The organism is Spirosoma migulaei, from assembly GCF_054776855.1.
In genome coordinates, this window is the sequence record NZ_BAAHBG010000008.1 from 80,390 (window position 1) to 105,165 (window position 24,776).

The window sequence follows — 24,776 nt, forward strand, 5'->3', positions numbered from 1 at the left end:
ACCGCAAAGTTGGGCCTGATAAAGAACTGTAAATAGCGCAAAAAGCCAGAAAAATAGTCGAATCCGACGAGGCAGTTACACCCAGCAACTTCCCGGTAGGTGTCCCTATATAGAAGGAAGTAGGCTTTATGCTTTGGTTTGTCCGATAGGACTGATTTACGGTCACATCGGAATATTTTCCGGCTTAAAGTCTTCCGAGCTTTGTGAAGTACTTCAATCAAACATCATGGAAAATCACAAAAAACCGATCACAGTAGGCTCTCAGGAAGGCAAAAGCGTTTCTGTTGGTGGAAGCACCTATCGAATCCTGGTGGCTGGCAAAGACACAACAGGAGCCTTCGCTACAATTGACATGCTGGTACCTCCCGGCGGGGGACCTGGACCGCATGCCCACGCCGATTTCGAGGAATCGTTTTACGTAGTCGAAGGCGAAATCGAGGTCAAATCCGAGTTTGGCAGTTATGTAGCCACCAAAGGATCTTTTATTAGCATTCCCAAAGGGGGTGTAGTGCACGGCTTCAAGAATACGAGCGGGCAAACGGCCCATTTGCTTTGCACTGTGGTACCTGCCGGCCTGGAACTGTTATTTGAGGAGATCGGCCAACCCGTTGCAGCCGGTCAGTTTCTGCCACCGCCCGTGCTGGATGGCCCTACGATAAGAAAACTACAGGCTATTGCCGAAAAGTACGGTCAGCAAGTATTCCCGCCGGATTATCTGGGATAACCAGCGCGTTACGAATAAGAGTATCGCTTCGGGTTTAGGCCATAATGCTTTTCAAACAGTCGACTGAAGTGGCTTAGATTGGAAAAGCCCAGCTCATAGCCCACCTCACTAACCGAATGCTTGCCCTGTTTCAATAAGAAGGCGGCTTCTTCCATTCGGGCTTGCTGGTAATACGTATAGATGGTGCTGCCAAATGTTTGCTTGAAAAGCTGTTTTAGTTTGGTTTCGCTCATCGCAGCGACCTGGGCGAGCTCACGGATTACCGGCGGCACGCTCAGGTCGCTGATAATTTCATTTCGTATGGACAAGAGCCTTTCCGCATCGGCGCTGTTGATTGCCTGATGAGCAGCGCTTTCGCGTAAAGACAGTTTATAAAAAACCAGATAGAGCAGTTCCTGCACCTTGATCTGCATGTAGAAGTTGCTCAGATTGGTAGTCATGTCCATGGCGGCCATGTTTTTAAGCAGCAGCTTGGTCTCGGCTTCCATACGTTCAAAAAAAAGGAAGGAATTACCGCTGCCGGTAATCGTTTGGAGTACCGAATTGGGCTCGTTAACGCCTAATAATTCCGTTAAACGGAGCGGTTTTATGGCGACCACCACATACTGAATCTGTTGATGGGCGGGAAAACGGATGGTTGAGCTGAGATCGTTGGAGGTAACCTGGATCGCCGACTCATCGCGCTGCGAAAACAGAACCTGGGTGTCCTCGTTGTAAGCGATCTGGAGCGCCTGCTCGTTGTTGTAAAAAAAGACGGTGATCAGGTCATTTCCCTGGCCGGATGTAGTGCGTTTGAGGACAAGATCTTCCTTGAGCAAGTATCGGTGTATGGTGATCTTGAAGTCCGGCCCGAATGCTAACTTCCGTACGTACCCCTGTCCTATATGATCCGGTATCACCAGCAGGCCGTTTTGTACCGGTGCCTGTATATGACGGGCAAAGTACGTTATAAAGTCGAAATCAGGTGTTGCATAGAAACTGAATAGCATGACGAAAGAGCCTCTTCAGGCTTAGTTGAATTAGTCATCAGTAAGTTAATTCAGGGTTTCCATACCCGGTTCAAAAACTCCGTGATATACGTCAGGGTTGGCGTAAACCAGGGGTTGAAAAACATGAACGTGTGGGGCGCATCGGGAAAGGTGTGCACGTCTGAATAGATACCCAGCGCATTCAGTTTTTTAATCAGATCGTCACGTCCGCCGTGCATCCGATCTACGGAGCTGTTCAGGAATAAAATTGGGGGCGTTTGCTTGTTGATGTGGTTTAGCGCCGAAGCTTCCTGCCATAAATCGGGCCGCTGTATTTTGGAGTAGCCGAACCAGTACGTAGCCGCCGAAATCGACTTCGAGTCATCGCCCTCGCCCGATTCTGAGTGAATAAACGCCAGCACTCCATCAATATCAACAATCGCCTGCACGGCGCTCGAATAGCGTGCATTACCGCCTGTTCCTTCAAACGTTGCCTGTCCATTCGTGGTGCCCACCAAAGCGGCTAACTGCCCACCCGCCGAAAAGCCCAGCACGGCAATTCGGTTGGGATCAACGCCGTATTTCTTCGCATTAGCCCGAACCCAGCGAATAGCCGCTTTCACATCATGTACAGCGGCTGGGTACAGAGCTTCCGTCGATAAGCGGTATTCGACCGGAATCGCCACAAAACCGTTGGCCGCCAGTTGTCCGGCCAGCGTATTATTATGCGATCGGTCGCCGGAACGCCAGCCCCCACCGTGAACCATGACAACCGCCGGGCGAGTTTTCCCGGCAACGGCTGGTCGGGCGTAGATATCCAGCTTAAGCGTTCGTCCCGCAACGGGTGTGCTGTACGTAACCGCTTTGTCGATACGGACTCCGGCTGGCAAGGTTGAATCGGCCAGAGTAATGTCGGGATGGTATTTCTTCTCGCGCAGGTAAGAGCCCTGTACCGTAAACGACGTATCCCGGCCACCGGTTGGTTTTAACTGGGCATAGGAAATTGTTGTGCTTAAAGCGAGGATAAGTAGTAGGGCAACTGGTCGATTCATACAAGTTTGGTCAAGGCGGTCAACGAGTAATTTGGAATACTTTTCAAACTATTGAGCATCGGTAAGCAGATTCATTTCTCGTAACCAGCTTTCGCACAAGGTTGTCCACTGCTGCGTTGAGCCTGGATTGTTTCTCAGGGCAATGGCGTGGCCACCCTGTGGAAATATATGCAGACTAGCCGGAATTTTCTTGTCGATCAATGCCTGATAAAATAGCAAACTATTTCGCTGATCGACAACCGTATCATTGTAGGCATGCGTCAGAAAACAGGGAGGAGTCGTAGCCGTCACTGCGTTTTCCAGCGAATAGGCTTTCAACAAATCGGCCGACGGGTTGGGGCCTAACAAATTTTTGCGACTGCCCGCGTGCGCGTATTGGCCCATTGTAATGACGGGTGAAACCAGAAGCGCAAAATCGGGCCGGAACGCCTGGCTGCTAATTGAATCGCTGATGGCCGATACATCAGTTGTATGGGTTGCCACCAGTGCCGCCAGATGGCCGCCCGCGGATGAACCCTGAACGCCCACTTTATCGGGCTTGATACCCCATTTTTTTGCATTGGCCCGGATAAATCGAATCGCTCGTTGGGCGTCCTGTAGCGGCCCCAGCTCCCGTTGTTTTAAGTCGGGTGAATTCGGTAACCGATAGTTAAGAACAAAGGCGCTTATCCCCATCGTGTTGAACCATTTCGCCAGTTGCCACCCGCTGATCACATACGCCAAACGCTCGTAGCCTCCACCTGGACAAATCACCACAGCCGCCCCTTTGTTCTCCTGAGCTGATGGAAAGAACGCGTACATGCCTGGCGTTCCAACCCGGTATACTCGCTCGTTGGCAATACTATCTTTTAGCGCCATACCTTTTGTATTTGGCATGCTACCGGCAGACCAAAGCGGTATAAAGTCCTGTGCTGTAACGTAGTTGCCTGAAACTAAAAGAAGGATAACTAGTAAACCAATTTTGCGCATACGTTCGAGGAAGGATAAGGTAAACAAGACCTGATTGAGGGAAAAGACGGTCAAGGATAGAGAAGCCAATTAGATTAAGCAAAGGAACTATTGTGACTTTTTACGCAATCGTTACCGGGAACGTTCCCGATAGAAAATAGGCTGCATAGCGACCAATTAAGCCGCTATCAATTGACTTTCCTGTGATGGATAACCCCCGACAATCAGGGCAATGTGCTGGTTCTGCACCCTTATTTTAATCACTATAGGCATAAAATTCTGTACTTTAGCAAGCGATTTTCGGTACTACCAACTCATCATGGAGTATAAGACTCTTCCAGATACTGCCTTATTGATTTACCTGAAACAAGGGGACGAATCCGCGTTTCAGGAGATCTATGTGCGTCACTGGAGGAAATTGTTCATTGTAGCGAGGAACAAACTCCCATCGACCGATAGTCCCGAAGATATGGTTCAGGATTTATTCGTGAAGCTTTGGGAGCAGCGGGAAAACCTACTCATTGAAAATCTGGGCGCTTACTTACAAACGTCCCTCAAGCACGCTATTATCAATCTGTTCAAAGCGAGGTTGATCCGCGAGAAGTACGTTGAACATGCGCAAAGTTTTTCGCCCAATACCCAAACCACAGAAGAACAAATTGCGCTAAACGACCTGATGGCTACAGTTGAGCAACAACTGAACGATTTGCCAGAAAAAACCCGTCAGATTTTCCGCCTAAACCGATTGGAGTATAAGTCGGCGAAGGAAATTTCAACTCAACTGGGCATTCCCGAACGAACCGTCGAATACCATATCAACTTAGCCCTCAAGCTGCTCCGGCCTTTATTACAGGATTATTTTATGCTGGCAGTCGCGCTCTATTACTGCTAAGTTTACTGTGCATTCAAACGGAGTCCCCATCGATCCCTTCGTTGTAATAGCCAACGAGCTAAAATTGACCGCATCGCTGATCCATACAGACAAGTAATTTGAGCCGTGGACGAAATTGCCTAAGGAAAACAACGCCCACCTTTGTATCGTCAAATCATAAAACAACAACGATGACAACGATTCAAAAAATAAATCTCGGCAAAAATGGACCCCTCGTTTCTAAACTCGGATTAGGCTGCATGCGCATGTCTTCTATCTGGGGCGGTTCTACACCTGACGAAACAGAAAGTATTGCTACTATTCAAATGGCCTTAGACAGCGGCATCAATTTTCTGAATACCGGAGACTTTTATGGTGCTGGTCATAATGAAATGCTTGTAGGCAAAGCCATCAAAGGACGGCGGGACGACGCGTTTATCAGTGTCAAATTTGGCGCAATTTTCTACAACGGCCAATGGCTGGGAATGGATCTGCGCCCCATAGCCATCAAGAATTTCATCAACTATTCGCTGACCCGTTTGGGTATTGAAACCATTGACCTCTACCAGCCTAGCCGAATGGATAACAGCGTGCCGGTAGAAGACATCATCGGCACAGTTGCCGACCTCATCAAAGAAGGAAAGGTTCGTTATCTGGGCGTTTCTGAAATAACGGCCGATCAATTGCGCAAGGCGAATAGTATCCACCCGGTAACCGCCCTGGAAATAGGGTATTCGTTGGCCGATCGGCAGATAGAGAGCGACTTACTTCCTACGGCAAAGGAACTGGGTATAGGCGTTGTGGCGTTTGCCAATACGGCAGAGGGGTTACTCACCGGTGAGATGAAAGCCCCTCTTCCTGCCAATGACTACCATACGCACTTCTCGCGTTTTCAAGGGGAGAATCTGATCAGGAATCTTGAAAAGGTCGACGTATTGAAGCAACTGGCACAGGAAAAAGGCTATACGCCGACACAGTTGGCGATTGCCTGGGTGAATGCGCAGGGCGATCATATTATGCCCCTGGTCAGCATGAGCCGACGATCACGCTTACCGGAAAACATGCAGGCAATGGCGATCGAGTTCACGGCTGACGAGATGGATACGCTTACTACGCAGTTTTCGCCGGGCGCGATCCTTGGTGGTACGTACCTTCAACGGTAGTTGGTCTGTACATAAACCTACAGTTTATTTTTTTTACCTAAAGGCTGTTTAGGATTTACTTTTTAATGAACGAGTGTTTGATTTTATCAGTCAGTTTTACCCCTAAATCCCCTGAAGGGACTTAGCTCGTGTTCAAACAAAGTCACCTTCAGGGCAGGGCAGGGCAGGGCTGTTAAGTTCTAGCGTTTTTACCCCCCAACCCCCTGAAGGGGGAGAAAATCCACTTCGGAGTACTCCCCCTTCAGGGGGTTGGGGGGTAAAAATAAGCCAACAAAAAGAGGCTGGTTAAGTAAAGAAAATTCAGAACTTAACAGCCCTGTCCTTCAGGGGATTTAGGGTAAACCTGACTTGAAAAAATAATCCTAAAACAACTTCCTAGTGACGAATCCAACAGAAATAATTCCGGGAGTCATTTTTTACGCTTACTCTTCGGCCATGAGAAAGGAGAAAGTGGCGTTCCTGGAACATAATACCCTGGTCATGCAGATTTCAGGCCGCTTTTCAATGGAAACGGCCAATCAAAAGATTTCTATGGGTCGTGGGGAGATGTTGTTGATACAAAAAAATCAGTTGGCCGAACTTACCAAAACTCCGCTTGAAGACAATGAATACCAAACCATTATCATAAGTCTACAAGAAGATCTGCTCCGGAAGATTGTTCTGGAAGAGCAACTAGAGATAGGTCAAAAATACGTGGGGCCTCCGAACGTTCTTATTCCCGCAAACGATTTTTTGCGGGCTTTTTTTCAATCGATTATTCCCTATGTCCGTAATCCGGGAGAAAAAATAACCAATTCGATGGGCATGCTGAAAGTAAAGGAGGCTGTACACCTCCTCCTGTATACCATGCCTGAACTCGAAGCATTCTTATTCGATTTTTCCGAACCCTACAAGATGGACCTGGAAAAATTCATGTACAGTAATTTTCATTACAATGTTCCAGTTGAAAAGTTTGCGCTTCTCACAGGGAGAAGCCTTGCAGGGTTTAAGCGTGATTTCCAGAAAACATTCGGCATGGCACCCCGGCATTGGCTACAGGAAAGGCGGCTTACGGAAGCCCGGCATCTGATCGAAACCAAGCATAAGAAACCTTCTGACATCTACCTCGAACTGGGCTTTGAAAGCCTCTCTCATTTCTCGCATTCGTTTAAGAAAAAATTCGGTAAGGCACCTACCGAGTGGTCAATGTAGGCTGTATTGGCCGGGTGCCTGATCGCTCCGGCCTAGTACAGCCATGCCCACCGTTTGGCCCAATCCAGCAATACGGCATTACGCCATTTGAACACCGTTTTAGCACCCTGCTGTCGGCCGTCGAACAACGATGGGTCGCCTTTGTCGGTGTACCAGTTCGTACCTAATTTGAAATCACTGGTACTCCGTTTGCCCGGCCAGCTATTGTTCACCACAAATTTCCCGCTCTGTTGCGGAAAGCCCGGAATGGTTGAGCTGATTGTGTAGCTCAAGGTTTCGGCCTGTTTGGGAATATACAGAATTGCATAGTTGCCGTTACCCAGGTAATGCCCCGGCCATTTTTGCTCACCAATCTGGGCCTGCACGGTCATCGTAAAACAGGCAGAATCCGCCGGAATATCGACTTTAGGACCTTTGAAATGAAACTCCATCACCGAATAAACGCCCACTGTATCGGCAAGGGTAGTGTTGCGGTTAAAGAGGGTCCGAGGGCTGTGGTTGAATTTTTCAAAGCTGCCGCCCCAGCTTTCTTTGAATGGATCATTTGGGTCGCCATCCATCATGTAGAGCAGCGAAGGCGTGTCGCCCATCTTCACGTTGCCCTTGTAGTAGTTCTTAAAGTCTTTGCCCAGGTGTCCGGCAGCGCGGATATAGCGGTCGTAATACGTACGGGTATCGAGGCTATCGGGCACGCCCGTATTGGAAAAGAAGCCGTTGTAAGAGCCATTCGCTTCGATGAACCAGAGGTTCGGGAAGTTCTGCGCGATATAGGCATAGGTGTTCGCGCTCCACTTTTTATTCGGCCCCCCAATCCAGTATACCTTGATCTTCGTTTGAATCGAAGGATCATCGTGTAGCGCCTGGGCCAGATCGTCCAACCCGCCCCAAACCAGTACCCAAAGCGGCTTTGTGCTTTTCTTTTTGGCGCAGTTAATAATCCAGTCCGATCCTTCGGTGGCGGTGCTATAGCCTTTGAACGGAGCCGCCCCCTGACGCCCCTGTTTGCACACGGCCCGCAACGCATCCGGCGTAGGATAGCCCTTCAGGTGTTGACTCAGCCGGGGAAGGTCTTTCTCATAGAGGTCAATCATATCCAGAATATGCTTCTTCGTACCAAGCCCATACGAGGGAGACGAAATAAGCCCCTCCGTCTCGAACTTATCGCTGTACATCAGGAAATAGGCCATTGACTGATTATCGTCCGGGTCTGTACCACCGATGTCGGTGCTAATGAGGATGCGCGGTTTAATCGGGACGGGCTTCTGGGCCACGAGCGTAAACGGAAGCAGGGCCAATAGGTAACTTAACAACACCTTGTTCATAGTTGTCAGGATAGGGTTTAATTAGTGTAGTTAAAACCTATTATCGAAGCTTTTTAAACTTTCCCAATTCCACTAAAACGAAACTGTTTTTTTGTCCTTTCGACGCAGGAGAAATCTCAAGCTTGACTGATATGGAGTCTTGAGATTTCTCCTGCGTTGAAAGGACAAAAACGACCTAGATTTTTCTGTATACCACATTCTATAAGTCAAGCAACCTAGTATTTTCCCGCAACTCATTTATGAAAAAATGGAATAAACCGACAAGCATATTCACTTACTCTGGAAAAATAATTTGTACTATATATAGAATTATTTAGCAAAATGCCATTTCAACTATAAATATTCCACTAGTTAATAAAACCTTTTGCGGTCGATAGGTGAGAAATATGTCGTGTATGTGACGACTAACTCCACCTAGTATGAGCCGCAAGGAATTTGGGTTTCTTCTACAACAGTATCTCGACGGAAAATGCTCTGAAGAGGAGCGGGCATTTGTCGAACATTGGTACGGGATCGTGCAAAACAAAGACAAGGAACCCTTAGAGGAAACGGATTTTCAGGCTCTGGAGCCTCTACTCTGGCAGCAGATTCAGAGCCGGACGCAGTCGCCGAAGGTAATTCCGATGCCGGTTAGCGGTCCCCGTCGCCAGGTTGCTTATCCCTGGATGGCGGTTGCGGCTTCAATCGTATTGGTACTGTTGGCTGGCTGGTGGTTCTATCGTCAGCAGGGCGGGTTGCTAAAGTCAGGAAACGGGATTCAGCAAGAAATCAGTCATGCCGGATGGCAGCAGCGGACAAACTCGTCGGACAAAGCCGAAGTGATTCAACTTCCCGATGGCAGTCAGGTTCGATTAGCACCCCAAAGTGCCATTCAATACCCTGCGAAATTTGCGACTGATAAACGGGAAATTTCGCTGACGGGCGAAGCCTTTTTTACGATTCAAAAAATGCCCACCCGTCCTTTTTATGTGTACACTGGCACAGTGGTCACCAAGGTATTAGGAACCAGCTTTTTAGTAAAAACGCAGGGAACTACAAAACAGGTTGTTGTGGAAGTGGCAACGGGTCGGGTGGCCGTTTATAAGCAGACAAAAGCGGCTGAAACAACTGAGGGAGCGAATGCGATTGTGTTAAGCCCGAACCAGAAAGCTACCTATTCGCCCGATAATCAGCAATTTGTAACGGGTCTTGTCGAACAACCACAAATCATTTCAGCAGAAAAATCAGTGACGAAGCCTCGTTCATTCGAGTTTGATGATGTGCCGCTCCGGCGAGTTGTCGATCAGTTGGAGGAAGCCTACGGCCTGACCATCAGGCTCGAAAACGAGAATCAGAACGAATGCCCGCTCACCGCCGATCTGTCTAACCTTTCTTTATATGCTCAATTAGATATGATTTGCGCAGCCACAAAATCAAGCTACACCGTGCAGGGAACAATCATTGTGATTAGTGGAAAAGGATGCGCGAATCTATAGTAAATGGATAATGCACAATGATTAGGAAGTTAATCATTGTGCATTATCCATTCTACATTATTCATTTTACATTACCCACTAAACCCAAATGCCTATGTAAATTCATTACGCCCCTCACAAAAAAAGAAGCTGATCATGTTTGCACCATAATCAGCTTCAGAATCTCCCCTCCTATAGCCTTGTGAGCTAGTCATTACGGCATTGCACTGCCCAATGAACGAGGGACTTATTTGTCAAATCGTCCATTTAACAAACCCTTAAAGGTATGAAAAAATTTGATTCAGCTCTATTGAGCTGGTCATGCAGCCGGCGTGTCCCGATTTTTCTGCTGCTTATGAAACTATCTGTTATACAACTCTTTTTTTTCGTCACGTTTGTAGGCCTGTCATACGGCTTCGACGGCAAGGCGCAGGAACTGCTGAATAAGTCGATCTCCCTACATACCGAAGGTCAACGCCTTCGGGCTGTGATCGGACAGATCGAGAAGCAGACGTCGGTAAAGTTCGTCTACAGTTCCCGCAACATCGGCGTCGATCGGCCCGTCACGATTCATCTGAATAACGTGCGACTGGGCGATGCGCTGGATCAACTGCTAAAACCGCTCAATCTAACGTATCAGCTGATTAATGGGCATATTGTTTTAGATAGTATTGTTCAGGATGAGGAAGCAAAAGCTGACGCTACGTTGCCTGAACCGGAAGTCGTTGATCAGGTAATTACCGGCACGATTTCCGACGAGAAGGGGGAAAAGCTTCCGGGCGTCAGCATCGTTATCAAAGGCACCACGCGGGGAACCACCAGCGATGCCAAAGGCCAGTTCAAACTTAGTATTCCAACGGGTGACGTAACGCTGACATTTTCGTTTGTTGGCTACAAGAGCCAGGATGTGGCCGTGGGCAATCAATCGGCGCTAACCATCAGCATGCAGCCCGACCAGAATTCGCTCGATGAAGTCGTGGTGGTTGGGTATGGACAGGTTCAGAAACGGGATCTGACCGGTTCCGTCGTTTCGATCAAGGAAACGCAGATCACCTCCACCCCGGTCGTGAATGCACTGGAAACGTTACAGGGAAAGGTTGCCGGTATGGACTTGACCCGCAGCAGTGGCGAAACGGGCGCACCGCTCAATTTCACCATTCGGGGTAACCGGTCGCTCAATGCTTCCAATCAGCCGCTTATTCTGGTCGACGGGATTCAATACGGTTCGTATATCGATATCAACCCGAATGATATTGCCTCCGTAGAAGTTCTGAAAGATGCCTCTTCAACCGCCATTTATGGGTCGCGGGGCGCTAATGGTGTTATTCTGATCACCACGAAAAGCGGAAAAGTCGGCAAAACCAAAGTAGAGTTTAATAACTACTACGGGATCAACGACCCGGTTGCCTATCAGCATGTTACCAATACCGACCAATACGTAGCGATGACCCGCGAGGCTTATCGGGCTGCTGGCCAGTGGAGTAGCACTGCCGACGATGAGAAGATTTTCAATATCCAGCTGGACAATATCCGAAAAGGTGTCAATACCGATTGGGTAAGTTTAATGCTGCGTAGTGGGAGCGTCCAGAACAACCACATTGCCATTTCGGGAGGCAACGAAAAAACGAAATTCCGTCTCTCAACGGAGTACTTCAACGAGCGTGGCCTACTTAAATATGATCAGCTACGGCGGTTTGTTCAACACCTTAACCTCGACCACCAGGTGATGAATAACCTCAAAATTGGGATGGTTCTGAACTTCAACTCGTCAACCCAACAACGCCGGAACACGAGCTTCTGGAATCTCCAAAAAAACTCACCACTGGGCATCCCCTACAATGAAGATGGTTCCATTAAAACCTATCCGTTTCCCGGTGCGGTGGTATACAATCCCCTCCTCGACGAAAGCCCGGATAACTATTCCAACCTGACCACCAGCAGCCGGATTTTCATGCTCGGTTTTGGTGAATGGTCGATCCTGAAAAACCTGTCGTTGCGGTCCAGTTTTGGTATCGATATTTCCAACAGCCAGCAGGGCATTTTTGAAGGGAAGAATACAACGCTGGCAGGCGTGAACAGCGGCTATTCGCGGGCAGCATTGATCGATGTCAGAGGTCGTAACTGGACCTGGGAAAACGTGCTGAATTACTCTAAAACCATTAAGGATCACTCCTTTAATGCTATGGTTGGGACCAGTATGATCAGCTACCGGACAGTGAATTTTTCGGGAGAAGGGAAAGATCAACCATTTTCGTCGTCGCTGTTCTACAACCTGAATACCAACACCAAAGACATTATTACCACCAGTAGTCTGATCGAAAGTTCACTTGCATCGGTGTTTGGTCGACTGAACTACAAGTTCAAAGATCGGTACCTGTTAACCGCTTCGTTACGTGCCGATGGTGCATCGGTACTGGCAGAGGGTCATAAATGGGCATACTTCCCTTCGGTGGCTGTGGCCTGGCGGTTGCTGGATGAGTCGTTCATGACAAACACGGGAGACCTGTTCTCCGAAATGAAACTCCGGGCCAGCTATGGGATTTCGGGAAACAGTGCGATTGGTGCTTATCAAACACAGGGTGGGCTTAGCAAAGTCGCCTACTCGTTTGACGAAACGCCCGCTTTCGGCTACTGGCCCAAGCTGTTGGCAAACCAGGATCTGGGCTGGGAGAAAACAGCAACGGTCAACATTGGGCTTGACTTCGGCTTTTTCAAAAACCGGCTGACCGGCTCCCTTGATGTATACAACACTAACACCAGCGATCTGCTAATGGATCGGATTCTGCCCTCGTTGACGGGTTACAGCACCACCGTTGCCAATGTAGGAAAAACCAAAACCCGGGGTGTCGATCTGATTATTTCGACCCGCAATTACACCTCGCCCAAGTTCTCCTGGTCAACCGATCTAAACTTCGCGACCTACAAAGAAGAGATTGTGGCCCTGAGTGTTGGTGGCGACGATGTATCGAAAGCCTGGTTTGTGGGCAAGCCGCTACGTGTTTTTTACGATTATGAAAAAACGGGCATCTGGCAAACGAGCGAAAAAGACGTAGCCGCTACCTACAATAAGGTGCCTGGCGAAATCAAAGTTCGGGATCAGAACAATGATGGCAAGATTACGGCCAGCGATGATCGAGTTGTGCTGGGTCAGGCATCGCCGAAATGGTCGGGTGGTATAACCAATAACTTTACCTACGGCAATTTCAACCTTTCGGTGCTGGTTTACGCACGAGTTGGGCAGATGATTTCAAGCCAGTATCTTGGGTATTTTTATCCGGGTGGTACAACGGCGGTAGCCGATTATTGGACACCCGAGAACCCTACCAATGCCTACCCACGTCCGTGGCTGAGTCATACTGACCAGTACCTGTCAACGCTCGGTTATGTCGATGGATCTTTCTGGAAAATTAAGGACATCCGTCTGAGTTATAACCTACCGAAAACCCTGCTGAAAAAGGGCCCGCTGAGTACCGTAACGATCTATTCGACTGCGAAAAACTTTTTCACATTTAGTAAGCTGAAAGATTACGATCCTGAGCGGGGCGGTTCTGTCGATTTCCCCCTGACCAAACAGCTTATCGTTGGCCTTAACGTCAGTTTCTAAACTCTTTAATAGACTTTGTTAAGACACTGTCTTTCCTTACTCATGAAGAAGATCCTTAACTACCTAGTTCTTTCCGCCGTATGCGCCGGGCTTTTGAGCCTGAATGCCTGCTCCGATTTCCTGAAAGAAAACAATAAAAACACAGTGACGGCCGATGCCTTTTATAAAACCACCGAAGGCATTGAGAGTCTGGTTAACTCGTGCTACGCCCCAACACGCATTTGGTATGGCAAAACCGTTGGCTACCTGTTAACAGAAGCCGGTACCGACGAAATGCTGTTCAGCAACACGGCAAACGGATCGTATCCTTATTTTGATTACAATTCTAACCTCCAGGCAACCGAAGGTGGGTTGATTTTTGTCTGGAAAAGCTTTTACCGGGGCATTAACACCTGTAATACTGCCATTGCCCGAATCAAGGAGTCGCCGTTACCAGCTAACCTGAAGGCTGTCCGGGAAGCTGAAGTTCGTTTCCTGAGAGCTTTTTATTACTACCATTTGGTTGAAACTTTTGGCCCGATTCCCTTGCGTACACAGGAAACGACCGGCCCTGAAATAACTGCCCTAAGAGCCCCTGTCGATGATATATATAAGCTCATCTTTAGCGACCTGGAAACGGCCCTTGCGAATAGTAAAGGTGTGGTGGCCCCACAAGGCGGTCGCGTAACCGAACCCGCCGTGGCTGCGTTTCTGGCGCGCCTGTACTTAACCCGCGATAAAAACACCGAAGCGCTGGCTATGGCCGACCGCGTTATCAAAAGCTATGACTTTAAATTGACCGAGAGCTATAAGTCACTTTGGGATATATCCAACAGCAGCGGTAGCACCAATAAAGAGGTTATCTGGTTTGTCAACTATTCCGAAAACAATACGCTCAACGACTATGGACGCTACGATGATCTGGGTTACTATTGGCTCTGGGAAGGCGGTCATCATGGTCATTTGATGTTCCTCCCGTATTTCAACGGGCTCAAAGGCTGGCAGTATGATCTGGAAACGGGGCGGTCATTGTTACAGTACATGCCGTCCAAGTATTTAGTCGATCTATACGACGAAACGAAAGACGCACGCTGGGCTGGATCGTTCCGAACAGTCTGGTGGGCAAACGACGCAACAACGCTGACGGGTGGTATGAAACTTGGTGATACCATTGCTGTAGTGTCCAAGCGGGCGGTTTCCGATACGTACCGCAAATCGAAACCCTATGCTATCTATGATGCCAACGACATCTATCAATCAAATGGCGTTCCTGTAATTCCCCGGTGGCGTTATGCCGGACTTTTGAAATTTGCTGACCCAACTCGTGCCTCTAAAGATGTCGTGAATAGCAAACGGGACGCGTTCGTTTTCCGACTCTCCGAAATGTATTTGATTGCGGCAGAAGCCAGTATGAAGTTAGGCAATACGGGTGCTGCGGCCGATTACGTCAACGTGGTTCGTAAACGGGCAGCTCTACCCGGAAAAAGTGATGACATGCTCGTGAAAGCAACCGACATGACACTCGATTTCATGCTCGACGAACGAGCCCGGGAGTTTGTCGGAGAACAACTCCGCTGGTTTGACCTGAAACGAACCGGGAAACTAATCGAACGGCTCACGAAGTACAATCTGGATGCGGCCACAAACGTAAAGCCTTTTCATTTGATGCGGCCAATCCCACGCGTTGAGATCGACGTGTTACAGAACAAAACCGAATTCGTTCAAAATCCTGGATACAACTAATTGGTAAGTTTAGCGAGTTCGCTGGCTAGTACAGGTAAAGATCAAGTAAACGTTAATTTATAGGTTGGTAATGCATAAATCCCTTCTGGAATCCAGAAGGGATTTCTTTTAGTTAAATCATCAGCCTAAGGGTATTGATTTTCACCTAACATGTACTGATTTAACCTATAGTGCATCATTGAACCAGGACCGCTTTACTTTGGCATTTGAGGCCCAACAGCATCATAAAATCGAGCCAATTGTCCGTAATTCACGTTTTTCTGATAGGTATGACGCAAAGAACCCCAGGTACACTCGACAGCATTCCAGAGCTTTTAAAAACAAAGTCGCATTTTTTGGCTCTCGATGGGCTTCGGGGGATAGCCGCTCTCGCGGTCGTGATTTTTCATTTCATGGAATGGATTTACACCAATCCTAGCCAGAATTTCATTGGCCACGGCTTTTTGGCAGTAGACTTTTTCTTCTGTTTGTCTGGATTTGTTATCGGGTATGCCTATGATGATCGGATTGAAAAAACAGGGGTCATTGAGTTCTTAAAATCGAGACTCATACGCCTTCATCCACTGATCATACTGGGCTCTGTGCTAGGCCTTGTAGGTTTTCTAGCGGATCCATTCGTCAACGACTCAAGCGCTTATAGTCCAGGCAAACTCACGTTACTAGTGGTTTGCTCGATGCTCCTTATCCCGCTTCCTCTGATGAAAGAGCGTGCGTTTAATCAATTTGGGTTCAATGCCCCTGCCTGGTCACTGTTCTGGGAGTATATCGCCAATGTTGTTTATGCGCTTATCCTTTGCCGGCTCAATCGCCGTTATCTGGCTGTTGTGACGGTGCTGGCGGGAGTAGGCATCTGCTGGGTCAGTTACCAGGCAGGAAATTTGATGGGAGGCTGGAGCAAAGACAACTTTTGGGATGGCGGTGTTCGTATTGCCTACTCCTTCTCGGCAGGACTGTTCATTTACCGCTCAAACTGGATTATAAAAAACAGACTTGGCTTCCCAGCGCTGGCCATCGTATTGTCGTTCGCTTTTTTACTGCCTTTTTTTAGCTGGAATTGGCTGGCAGAAGCCTTGGTTGTCCTGTTTTTCTTCCCACTCCTTATTTCGTTAGGCGCTGGCACCAGGCTATCACCCAGCATGACCAACCTTTCGGTATTCTTCGGAAACCTATCCTATCCGTTATACATGACTCACTACTGGGCAATTTGGCTATTTGGCAACTATTATACCCTCTACAAGCCCACCGTCAGGGAGTTGTTTTTGATAATCCCCGTGGGGGTCATTTCCCTAATTGGCCTGGCCTATGTCGTGATGACGGTGTACGATATCCCCCTCCGAAAGTATCTTACCCGTAAGCGAAGCCAGCGGACAACGGCCTAGTGGTTGATTAAACTAGTGGATTCTCTCGTTTCTCGTTCTCGCTTGGCTACGCCGAGTGAGGACTATTTTTAACGGCCTCTGGCCGGTGAAGTATGTCAAAAACGGGCCAGAGGCCCTTGAAAAAATAATCCTCACTCGGCGTAGCCAAGCGAGAACTGGGGAAACCAAGGGGCAACAGCCTAACGATTATTCCATTATCTCTATTTCTCATGTTCTCGCTTGGCTTCGCCGAGTGAGGGCTATTTGTTTAACGGCCTCTGGCCGAAGAATTGCAAATTACAGCAAAACGGGCCAGAGGCCCTTGAAAAAATAGCCCTCACTCGGCGAAGCCAAGCGAGAACGGTCGGAAATCCAGAAAGGCTTTCTTTTAATAACTCAGACGTAAATCAGCTTTTAAACAACCGGCAACTTCCAGCCATTGTGGTAATGGGCTGCCAGCAAGGCATTGGCCTGCGTGTCATTTTTGAAGCCTTTAGCGGCAGCGTCCCAGTACACTTTTCGGCCCGTTTTATACGCAATGTTACCCATATGGGCGTTTATGGCGGCAATACTGCCGGTTTCAATGCCGCACTTCAGTAATCCGGGATCGTTTGCCTTAATGGCCTGGACAAAGTTTTTCGTGTGCTCGTTCAGGTAGTCGCCGTTACGGGCCTGATCGGGGATGTCGTCCACTTTATAGACCTTGATCCCGTTCTTGGTTTGAGTTTCGGGCAGCAGCGACCAGCCATCCCGGTTTAGCACAAGCGTTGCGTTGTTGCCAATAAAAGCGATACCTTCCGTCCGTCCATAGTTGCCACCGTCGATGCCCGTTGCATGTTCCCAGAGCATATTGAAGCCATCGTATTCATACACGGCTTGCAGGGTGTCAGGCGTTTCGGAAGCATCATCGGGATAGGCGAGTTTGCCACCCGATGCCATCACGGATTTGGGTGCTTTTGCATTCATGGCATACAAAGCAATGTCAATTTCGTGAACGCCCCAGTCGGTCATCAATCCACCCGCATAATCCCAGAACCAGCGGAAGTTGAAGTGGAATCGATTGGGGTTAAAAGGCCGCTTGGGCGCTGGTCCCAGCCACATATCGTAGTCGACACCAGCGGGGGGCGCACTATCCGGCCGAACCGGAACGGGATTCATCCAGCCCTGATACGCCCAGACTTTCACCAGTCGAATATTGCCCAGCTTCCCCGACCGGATGTACTCGATCGCTTTCTCATAGTGCGATCCGCTGCGTTGCCACTGCCCTACCTGCACAATCTTGTTGTACTTCTTCGCAGCCGCCAGCATCAGATTGCATTCTTCAATACTGTTGGCCAACGGTTTCTCCACATACACATGCTTTCCCGCCGATACCGAGTCGATCATGGCCATGCAGTGCCAGTGATCCGGCGTACCAATAATGATGGCGTCTATGTCCTTATTTTCCAGCAGTTTCCGGTAGTCTTTGAAAAGTAGCGGCTTATTTTTCTGCATGGTCTGCACATCGGCAGCGCGCTTGTCCAGCACACTCTGATCCACATCGGCCAGGGCTACGCACTCCACATCGCTCATCAACAAATGCGAGCGCAGGTCCGACCAGCCCATGCCATTGCAGCCAATCAACCCAACCTGAAGTTTATCGTTCGGGGAAATCGTTTTGCGCTGACTGGCAATGGCTTCCAGACTAGGTAAGCTAATCAATCCCGCTCCGGTAGCGGTCAGAGCGGAGTTCCGCAAAAAATTCCTGCGTGAAGTTTTCATACGAGTATCGAGGTTTAGACCGGGCTTACTAAGGCCTGTCTACGAAAGCACAACAAGCCAGTTACCTAATCAGGCTAAGTCCTTAATTTCCATTCACCTACTAACTCCCGTAGTTTACCTACACGCTCTCGTTCTCCACAACTTTAGCCAAATCCCCCTGTAGACGTACACTATTTTTGATTGGTTCAACTACTCAAAACGTGCTGTAAGTCATGGATCATACAAATACGCTGTTACGGAGAACACCGGTTGCGATTGTGGGGATGGCGTCGATTTTTGCGGATGCAGAGAACCTAAAAACGTATTGGGAAAATATTATTCAGGGAGTAGATAGTATTACCGAAGTGCCCGAAAACCGCTGGAAAATCAGCGATTATTACGACCCAAACCCCACTACGCCCGATAAAACCTATTGCAAAGTGGGGGGCTTCATTCCCGAAATCGACTTCAATCCATTGGAAATTGGCTTACCCCCTACGCTACTGGAAGCCACCGACACGGCTCAGCTCCTGAGTTTAGCCGTAGCACGGGATGCCCTGCTGGATGCTGGATACGGGCTGGGGTCGACCAAACTGGATGCCCAACTCCGCGAACGAACGGGCGTTATCCTGGGTGTGGGTGGGGGACAAAATTTAATTCTGCCCCTCAGCACCCGGCTGGAGTCGCCGGTATGGCGCCGGGCAATGGAGTCGGCGGGGATGCCAGCTGTGCAGATCGAGCAGGTGATCGAAAAAATAAAAGCGGCTTACATCCCCTGGTCAGAAGATGCGTTCCCCGGTTTGCTGGGCAACGTGGTGGCAGGCCGGATTGCCAACCGCTTCGACCTGGGCGGCATTAACTCGACCGTCGATGCGGCTTGTGCAGCTTCACTAAGCGCCGTAAAAATGGCCCTGAGTGAGTTGATCGAAGGTCGCTGTGACATGATGCTGACGGGTGGCGTGGATACCAACAACTCGCCCTTCATGTACATGAATTTCAGCAAAACACCCGCGTTTTCGCTGAAAGGCAGCATTCGTCCCTTCGATCAGGATTCGGATGGGATGCTGGTAGGCGAAGGCCTGGGTATCATTGTCTGCAAGCGGCTGGACGATGCCATCCGGGATGGCGACCGGGTATATGCGGTCATCCAGGGCATGGGCAGTTCGAGCGATGGCCGGTTCAAAAGTATTTACGCCCCTCGCCCTCACGGACAGGCCATCGCCATGCAACGCGCCTACGACGAAGCGGGTTATGATGCCTCAACCGTTGGCCTGATCGAAGCCCACGGCACCGGCACCGTAGCGGGCGATCTGGCCGAAATTACCTCGACAAAAGCCGTTTTCGGAAAATCGAACCTGACACCCAACCACATCGCCATCGGCAGTGTGAAATCGCAGATTGGGCATACGAAAGCCGCTGCGGGGATTGCCGGATTGATCAAAGCCGCGCTGGCTCTGCACCATAAAGTACTGCCGGGAACCCTTAACGTCAACCAGCCGAATCCTGAGTTAGGTATCGAAAACTCGGCGCTCTATATCAATACGACAACCCGGCCCTGGTTTCGCAAAGCCGCCCACATACCCCGGCGGGCCGCGGTCAGTGCCTTTGGCTTTGGGGGCGTTAATCTGCACACGACTTTAGAAGAAGTGGGCAACGAACCACCGAAAAACTACCGGCAGCATACGCTTCACCGCATCTTACTGGTACACCAGCCCAACGATTCCTTATTGCTGGATGCGTGCCGTAAGCAGTTGGCATTGCTACAATCAGACGAGGCCACGCAGCACCTGAATCGGCTGGCACACCAGTCCAAAACAGAAAAAATCCCGGCCAATTATGCCCGGATGGGATTTGTTGCCTCGTCCGTAGCCGAAGCTCGTCAGAAGTTAACCCGGTTCATTGAGTTTTTAGATCGGAACACGGGCCAGCCGGAATGGCAGCACCCGATCGACGGCATCTGGTATCGGCAATCAGCGCTGGATACGGCCCAATCTGTCGTGGCTCTGTTTGCCGGGCAGGGATCGCAATACGTGACTATGGGAAATGAGCTTGCCTGCGCTTACCCGACCGTTCGGGATGCGTTCAACCAGGCCAACCGCTTTTTTGAGGCCAAAGGACAGAAGCCCCTCACGGATGTTGTGTTCCCGATTCCGGTTTTCTCGGATAACGAACGACAACGGCAGCAGGATGCCCTCCGGCAAACCCAGATGGCCCAGCCCGCCATCGGTGCCCTGAGCGCAGGCATGTATCAGCTACTGGCCGATGCGGGATTTACAGCTAATTTCTTTGCGGGTCATAGTTACGGTGAATTGACCGCCCTCTGGGCAGCCGGGGTTCTGGACGATGATGCCTTTTATGGTCTATCCAAGATTCGCGGTGAAGTCATGGCGGCTACGCCTACCGGCGAATCGGGGACTATGCTGGCCGTGAAGGGAAATCGCGAAGCCATTGAGCAACTCATACACAACCGCCCTGGCGTATGGGTATGTAATCTGAACTCGCCCTCACAGCTCGTGCTGGGTGGACAAACTGATGCGTTACTATCGGTACAGGACGAAGCCAAAGCGCGGGGATTTCAGGCAACCCTGCTTCCGGTATCGGCCGCTTTTCACACCCCACTCGTCAGCCACGCCCAACACCCCTTTGCCGACGCCATCCGACGAATTTCTATAGCTACCCCAACCGGTCGAGTGTTCTCGAATACAACCGGACAAACCTACCCAACCGATCCGGAACAGATTAAAGAAACACTGGCCGGGCATATCGTAAAGCCAGTCCGTTTTCAGGAACAGATCGAAGCTATCTACGCACAGGGTGGTCGGGTGTTTGTTGAGTTCGGCCCGAAAAACACGCTGAGTAATCTGGTAACGGAGATTCTGGCGGGGAAACCCCACAAGGTGATTGCCTTGAATGCCAACCCGAAAAAAGACAGCGATAAACAACTACGGGAAGCTATTGTCCAGCTCACGGTGCTGGGGCAGGCACTTCAGGGGTTCGATCCGTTCGAGCAACCTTACGTCGAACCGGCGGCCAAACCCAAACTAACGATTAAAATCAGTGGCTACAACCACGTTTCGGAAGCCACAAAAAAACGCTACGAGCACGCGCTCAGCCTCCCCCCTATTGAGACACAGTCCCTCTCTGGTATAAACGAAGACGAAGCCATGAACCCAACCCTCACCCAAATGCAGGCTGACCTGGCCTCGTTACTGGAACAACAAGGTCGAATTGAGGCTATGTTAAAAGCCCTGATGCATACCAATACCCTCTCTGCCAGCCAACTAAACAGTAAAGCGATACCCGTATCGGTTACCTCAGACCTGCCAACGGTAAATGGCTATTCTTCATCGTCCCTCAATGGGGTTAATGGCTCAAAAAACGGCTACGTCAATGGAGCTACCATAGAACCTCAGCCTGTGGAGGTGATGCAGCCAGCGCCTGTCGTCGTTGACACACCAAAGCCCGCCATTGACCCCAAACTTATTGAAACCAGCCTCCTGACGGTGGTTGCCGAAAAAACCGGTTATCCCGCCGAAATGCTTGAATTAAGTATGGATATGGAAGCCGATCTGGGTATCGACTCCATTAAACGGGTGGAAATTTTCGGCACCATGACCGAAGCGCACCCATCTGTGCAGGGGGTGAAGCAGCAGGAACTGGCCGAGCTGCGCACGCTCCAGCAAATTGTCGATTACCTGGTTGCCAAGATGACAACCGGACAAACCATCGAATCCAGTAAAGGACTTTCCGCTCTACTATCCAATCCATCAACCAATCCGGTCCATCAAAACGGACAGTCAGATCAACCCCAATCTACCCTACCGGTTCCGTCGGCACCGGGAATTCCCATCCCGGCAAAACCTGCCGTTGATCCTAAACTGATTGAAACAAGTTTGCTAACCGTCGTAGCCGAAAAAACCGGTTATCCCGCCGAAATGCTTGAATTAAGTATGGATATGGAAGCCGATCTGGGTATCGACTCGATCAAGCGGGTAGAAATTTTCGGCACCATGACCGAAGCCCATCCATCCGTACAGGGGGTGAAGCAGCAGGAACTGGCTGAGCTGCGCACGCTGCAAGAGATTGTCGATTATCTGGTCGCGAAAATGGCAACAGGTCGGGAGGTCGCTGTCGAAAAAAAGTAGTCGCCGATCCTGTCAGCCTGACTAGCTACGCGCCGGGAAACTACCCCAATGTGCCCCGCTCGGTAGCCACGTTGCGGTACCTTCCCGCGCCAGATGCCCTGACGATGCCGCAGGAAGGCATTACGCTGGTTATCAATGACGGATCGGCTGTAACGCCCGCGCTCTGCGCCGAATTAGTTGGGAATGGCCATCAGGTGGTTGTCCTGACATTTCCAACCGGAAGTAGTCCGTTGCGCCAGTCATTCCCGGCGGGTGTTGTAGAGCAGCAACTTCCGGACAGACAGGCGGAAACGATGCAACAGGCCTTGGGCCAACTTACAGCCCCGGTCAGTCAGTTTATTTATGTATATCCTCGTCTTGCCCGAGTGGATGTGCAGACGTTTGCGCAGGCATCGGAAAAAGACGATCTGAAAACAGCGTTCCTGTTTGCCAAATACCTAAAGCCGTCGCTGAACGCTGACACCTGGCAAACACGGCCAGCTTTCCTGACGGTTACGCAGCAGGATGGTGCGCTGGGCACGGCCAATTCCGGGCAGGATGCAATTTTAGGCGGTGGGGTAACGGGCCTAACCAAATCACTGAATTTAGAATGGCCGGGCGTCTTTTGTCGGTCGGTCGATCTATCGCCGGAGCTAACGGCAACCGAAGCCGCCGAAAAAATCCGGCAGGAGTTATATGATTCAAACATCTGCCTAACGCAAACCGCTTATAACGCAGTAGGCAAGCGATTCACGCTGGTAGCCGAACCCGTGGACCCACTAAAAGAGCCATCGCTAAACGCCCGAATCAATGAGCGTAGCGTATTTCTGGTAACCGGAGGTGGCCGGGGCATCACGGCCAGTTGCGTCAATCAACTGGCCATTACCTTTCGCTGCACCTTTATTTTGCTAGGCCGCACCGCCCTCCAGCAAGACGAGCCCGACTGGGCAAAAAACCGAAGCGAATCCACCGACCTAAAACGTCAGGCCATGGAATTCCTGAACGCATTGGGCGAAAAACCACTGCCCCGCCTTGTGGAGCGCCTGGTGAACGACGTACTGGCCCAACGGGACATTCGTACAAATCTGGATTACCTGAAAACAAAGGGAGTCACCGCGTTTTACCGATCCGTGGATGTCACAGATCCCGAAGCCATTAAAGCGGTTCTTGACGAGTTACAGCCCCAAACGGGACCCGTTACCGGCCTGATTCACGGCGCGGGTCGGCTGGCCGATAAACTCATCGAGCATAAAACCGAAGCCGATTTCGATGCCGTCTTTGATGTTAAAGTGCTGGGACTGGCGTCGGTCATGCAGGCCCTGTCGCTGGCCGATCTTCAGCACGTGGTCTTGTTCTCATCGGTAGCCGGTTTCTATGGCAATGTTGGCCAAACCGACTACGCCATGGCCAACGAGGTGCTCAATCGTTTTGCGTATCTGTTTCGCAAAAACTACCCGAAAGCACAGGTGGTATCCATCAACTGGGGTGCCTGGGACTCGGGCATGGTGAGCCCTGAACTCAAAAAAATGCTCCTGGCGCATCAGGTTGAGTTTGTACCTTCTCAGGAGGGGCCGCTTGCTCTGGTCGATCAGTTGAGCATTCAGGCGCAGGATCAGGTGCAGGTCCTATTGGGCGGAACGTTACCTGTTGCCAAAGCCGTGACCGATGCCCCCCTACGAACGTATACGATTAACCGGACTCTGACGCTGGACGCCAATCCATTTCTGGCGCACCACCATATTCAGGGACACGCCGTATTGCCGATCAACATCGCCAATGTCTGGATGGCACAAACGGCAGATATGCTGTATCCCGGTTTCAAATTGTATCGGGAAGACAATGTAAAATTGTTTAAGGGCATCGTCTTTGACGGCAATCAACCCACCGATTTCCAGATTGTTGTGCAGGAACTCGAAAAGAGCGCGGAGCGGGTTCATGTGCTGATTTCTGTCAGGAGTCAACGGGGTGGCAAATTGCCCATGCCCCACTACAAGAGCGAGATCGTACTGGTGAGTCAACGACCAAAGCCACCAATTGAACCTCTGCCGGATATCCGAAACATGGTGCCCGTCATTGCCGATGGATCGGTGCTGTATCGGGATGGCACGCTCTTTCACGGCCCCGATTTTCAGGGCGTTAAGCAAGTGCTTTCTCTGGATGAAACCGGCGCTTTATTGCTGTGCGAACACCCCGGTCTGTCCTGGGAGCGGCAGGGTCAGTTCCCATCCTCATCCATCAACGGTTTCCTGACCGATAGTATGTATCAGGGGTTGTTGATCTGGGTACGACGGTTTCACGACTGCGCTTGTCTCCCGCTCACAACTGGCTGGGTAGAAATGACGCAGGAACTTCCCTTTGGCCGACCGTTCTACGTCTCGCTTCGGGTGGTCCAGTCCACGGAGTTCAGCATGTCGGCCGATCTCACCGCGTTCGATGCCGTTACGGGTGTGGTTTTCCTGAAAACGCAACGAGCCAGCGTCACCATCAGTCGCACCCTGCAATGGACACTGCCAGAGGAAGTAGCCAGCTAATTCT

15 protein-coding genes are annotated in these 24,776 nt (G+C 50.2%); 10 read left to right on the forward strand and 5 right to left on the reverse strand.

All coding sequences use genetic code 11. The features are described 5' to 3' along the window. Nucleotides 1-226: 226 nt before the first annotated feature. The gene (locus ACYVGO_RS10075; RefSeq protein WP_460969142.1) at nt 227-724 is read left to right on the forward strand and encodes a cupin domain-containing protein; all 498 of its coding nucleotides are present in this window, start codon (nt 227-229) and stop codon (nt 722-724) included. 8 nt (nt 725-732) lie between these two features. Here the strand turns inward: ACYVGO_RS10075 and ACYVGO_RS10080 are convergent, their stop codons facing one another. The 3 genes from ACYVGO_RS10080 to ACYVGO_RS10090 are packed head-to-tail and all read right to left on the reverse strand — an operon-like array spanning nt 733 to nt 3,767. Then, nucleotides 733-1,713, reverse strand: a complete 981-nt coding sequence (locus tag ACYVGO_RS10080) for a helix-turn-helix domain-containing protein (protein WP_142775551.1) — start codon at nt 1,711-1,713, stop codon at nt 733-735. Between the two features lie 50 nt (nt 1,714-1,763). Further along, nucleotides 1,764-2,744: an alpha/beta fold hydrolase gene (locus ACYVGO_RS10085; protein ID WP_460969143.1), complete on the reverse strand. Its 981-nt coding sequence runs from the start codon at nt 2,742-2,744 to the stop codon at nt 1,764-1,766. 48 nt (nt 2,745-2,792) lie between these two features. Continuing rightward, nucleotides 2,793-3,767: an alpha/beta hydrolase gene (locus ACYVGO_RS10090; protein ID WP_460969144.1), complete on the reverse strand. Its 975-nt coding sequence runs from the start codon at nt 3,765-3,767 to the stop codon at nt 2,793-2,795. Between the two features lie 244 nt (nt 3,768-4,011). Here ACYVGO_RS10090 and ACYVGO_RS10095 point away from each other — a divergent pair, with 244 nt between their 5' ends. The 3 genes from ACYVGO_RS10095 to ACYVGO_RS10105 all read left to right on the forward strand — a co-directional run bounded on the left by ACYVGO_RS10095 (nt 4,012) and on the right by ACYVGO_RS10105 (nt 6,917). Further along, nucleotides 4,012-4,584, forward strand: a complete 573-nt coding sequence (locus ACYVGO_RS10095) for an RNA polymerase sigma-70 factor (protein WP_142775554.1) — start codon at nt 4,012-4,014, stop codon at nt 4,582-4,584. Between the two features lie 170 nt (nt 4,585-4,754). After that, nucleotides 4,755-5,726, forward strand: a complete 972-nt coding sequence (locus ACYVGO_RS10100) for an aldo/keto reductase (protein WP_460969145.1) — start codon at nt 4,755-4,757, stop codon at nt 5,724-5,726. Nucleotides 5,727-6,161: 435 nt separating this feature from the next. Next, nucleotides 6,162-6,917: a helix-turn-helix domain-containing protein gene (locus ACYVGO_RS10105; RefSeq protein ID WP_460969146.1), complete on the forward strand. Its 756-nt coding sequence runs from the start codon at nt 6,162-6,164 to the stop codon at nt 6,915-6,917. A 32-nt stretch (nt 6,918-6,949) separates the two neighbouring features. Here ACYVGO_RS10105 and ACYVGO_RS10110 read toward each other — a convergent pair whose 3' ends face one another. Continuing rightward, nucleotides 6,950-8,239: a nucleoside hydrolase-like domain-containing protein gene (locus ACYVGO_RS10110; RefSeq protein WP_460969147.1), complete on the reverse strand. Its 1,290-nt coding sequence runs from the start codon at nt 8,237-8,239 to the stop codon at nt 6,950-6,952. 419 nt (nt 8,240-8,658) lie between these two features. Here ACYVGO_RS10110 and ACYVGO_RS10115 point away from each other — a divergent pair, with 419 nt between their 5' ends. The 4 genes from ACYVGO_RS10115 (at nt 8,659) to ACYVGO_RS10130 (ending at nt 16,398) form a co-directional block, all read left to right on the forward strand. Further along, nucleotides 8,659-9,714, forward strand: coding sequence for a FecR family protein (locus ACYVGO_RS10115; protein ID WP_460969148.1), 1,056 nt, complete (start codon nt 8,659-8,661; stop codon nt 9,712-9,714). A gap of 265 nt (nt 9,715-9,979) precedes the next feature. Beyond that, nucleotides 9,980-13,297, forward strand: a complete 3,318-nt coding sequence (locus ACYVGO_RS10120; protein WP_460969149.1) for a TonB-dependent receptor — start codon at nt 9,980-9,982, stop codon at nt 13,295-13,297. A 42-nt stretch (nt 13,298-13,339) separates the two neighbouring features. After that, a complete protein-coding gene (locus tag ACYVGO_RS10125; protein WP_460969150.1) occupies nt 13,340-15,019 on the forward strand; it encodes a RagB/SusD family nutrient uptake outer membrane protein in 1,680 nt (559 codons plus the stop codon). A 269-nt stretch (nt 15,020-15,288) separates the two neighbouring features. Further along, entirely contained in the window at nt 15,289-16,398 is a 1,110-nt protein-coding gene (locus ACYVGO_RS10130) for an acyltransferase family protein (RefSeq protein ID WP_460969151.1), read from the forward strand. A gap of 393 nt (nt 16,399-16,791) precedes the next feature. Here the strand turns inward: ACYVGO_RS10130 and ACYVGO_RS10135 are convergent, their stop codons facing one another. Further along, nucleotides 16,792-18,138: a Gfo/Idh/MocA family protein gene (locus tag ACYVGO_RS10135; protein WP_460969152.1), complete on the reverse strand. Its 1,347-nt coding sequence runs from the start codon at nt 18,136-18,138 to the stop codon at nt 16,792-16,794. Between the two features lie 212 nt (nt 18,139-18,350). Between ACYVGO_RS10135 and ACYVGO_RS10140 the strand changes: the two genes are divergently transcribed. Beyond that, a complete protein-coding gene (locus ACYVGO_RS10140) occupies nt 18,351-22,262 on the forward strand; it encodes a beta-ketoacyl synthase N-terminal-like domain-containing protein (protein WP_460969153.1) in 3,912 nt (1,303 codons plus the stop codon). Between the two features lie 50 nt (nt 22,263-22,312). Further along, nucleotides 22,313-24,772, forward strand: coding sequence for an SDR family NAD(P)-dependent oxidoreductase (locus tag ACYVGO_RS10145; RefSeq protein ID WP_460969154.1), 2,460 nt, complete (start codon nt 22,313-22,315; stop codon nt 24,770-24,772). Nucleotides 24,773-24,776: the final 4 nt, after the last annotated feature.

What these genes read in the sequence shown, in the direction of transcription:
- ACYVGO_RS10130 (WP_460969151.1), top strand. Translation starts at nt 15,289, where the DNA reads ATGACGCAAAGAACCCCAGGTACACTCGACAGCATTCCAGAGCTTTTA.
- ACYVGO_RS10120 (WP_460969149.1), top strand. Translation starts at nt 9,980, where the DNA reads ATGAAAAAATTTGATTCAGCTCTATTGAGCTGGTCATGCAGCCGGCGT.
- ACYVGO_RS10095 (WP_142775554.1), top strand. Translation starts at nt 4,012, where the DNA reads ATGGAGTATAAGACTCTTCCAGATACTGCCTTATTGATTTACCTGAAA.
- ACYVGO_RS10100 (WP_460969145.1), top strand. Translation starts at nt 4,755, where the DNA reads ATGACAACGATTCAAAAAATAAATCTCGGCAAAAATGGACCCCTCGTT.
- ACYVGO_RS10075 (WP_460969142.1), top strand. Translation starts at nt 227, where the DNA reads ATGGAAAATCACAAAAAACCGATCACAGTAGGCTCTCAGGAAGGCAAA.
- ACYVGO_RS10085 (WP_460969143.1), bottom strand. Translation starts at nt 2,744, where the DNA reads ATGAATCGACCAGTTGCCCTACTACTTATCCTCGCTTTAAGCACAACA.
- ACYVGO_RS10110 (WP_460969147.1), bottom strand. Translation starts at nt 8,239, where the DNA reads ATGAACAAGGTGTTGTTAAGTTACCTATTGGCCCTGCTTCCGTTTACG.
- ACYVGO_RS10125 (WP_460969150.1), top strand. Translation starts at nt 13,340, where the DNA reads ATGAAGAAGATCCTTAACTACCTAGTTCTTTCCGCCGTATGCGCCGGG.
- ACYVGO_RS10115 (WP_460969148.1), top strand. Translation starts at nt 8,659, where the DNA reads ATGAGCCGCAAGGAATTTGGGTTTCTTCTACAACAGTATCTCGACGGA.
- ACYVGO_RS10080 (WP_142775551.1), bottom strand. Translation starts at nt 1,713, where the DNA reads ATGCTATTCAGTTTCTATGCAACACCTGATTTCGACTTTATAACGTAC.
- ACYVGO_RS10135 (WP_460969152.1), bottom strand. Translation starts at nt 18,138, where the DNA reads ATGAAAACTTCACGCAGGAATTTTTTGCGGAACTCCGCTCTGACCGCT.
- ACYVGO_RS10140 (WP_460969153.1), top strand. Translation starts at nt 18,351, where the DNA reads ATGGATCATACAAATACGCTGTTACGGAGAACACCGGTTGCGATTGTG.
- ACYVGO_RS10105 (WP_460969146.1), top strand. Translation starts at nt 6,162, where the DNA reads ATGAGAAAGGAGAAAGTGGCGTTCCTGGAACATAATACCCTGGTCATG.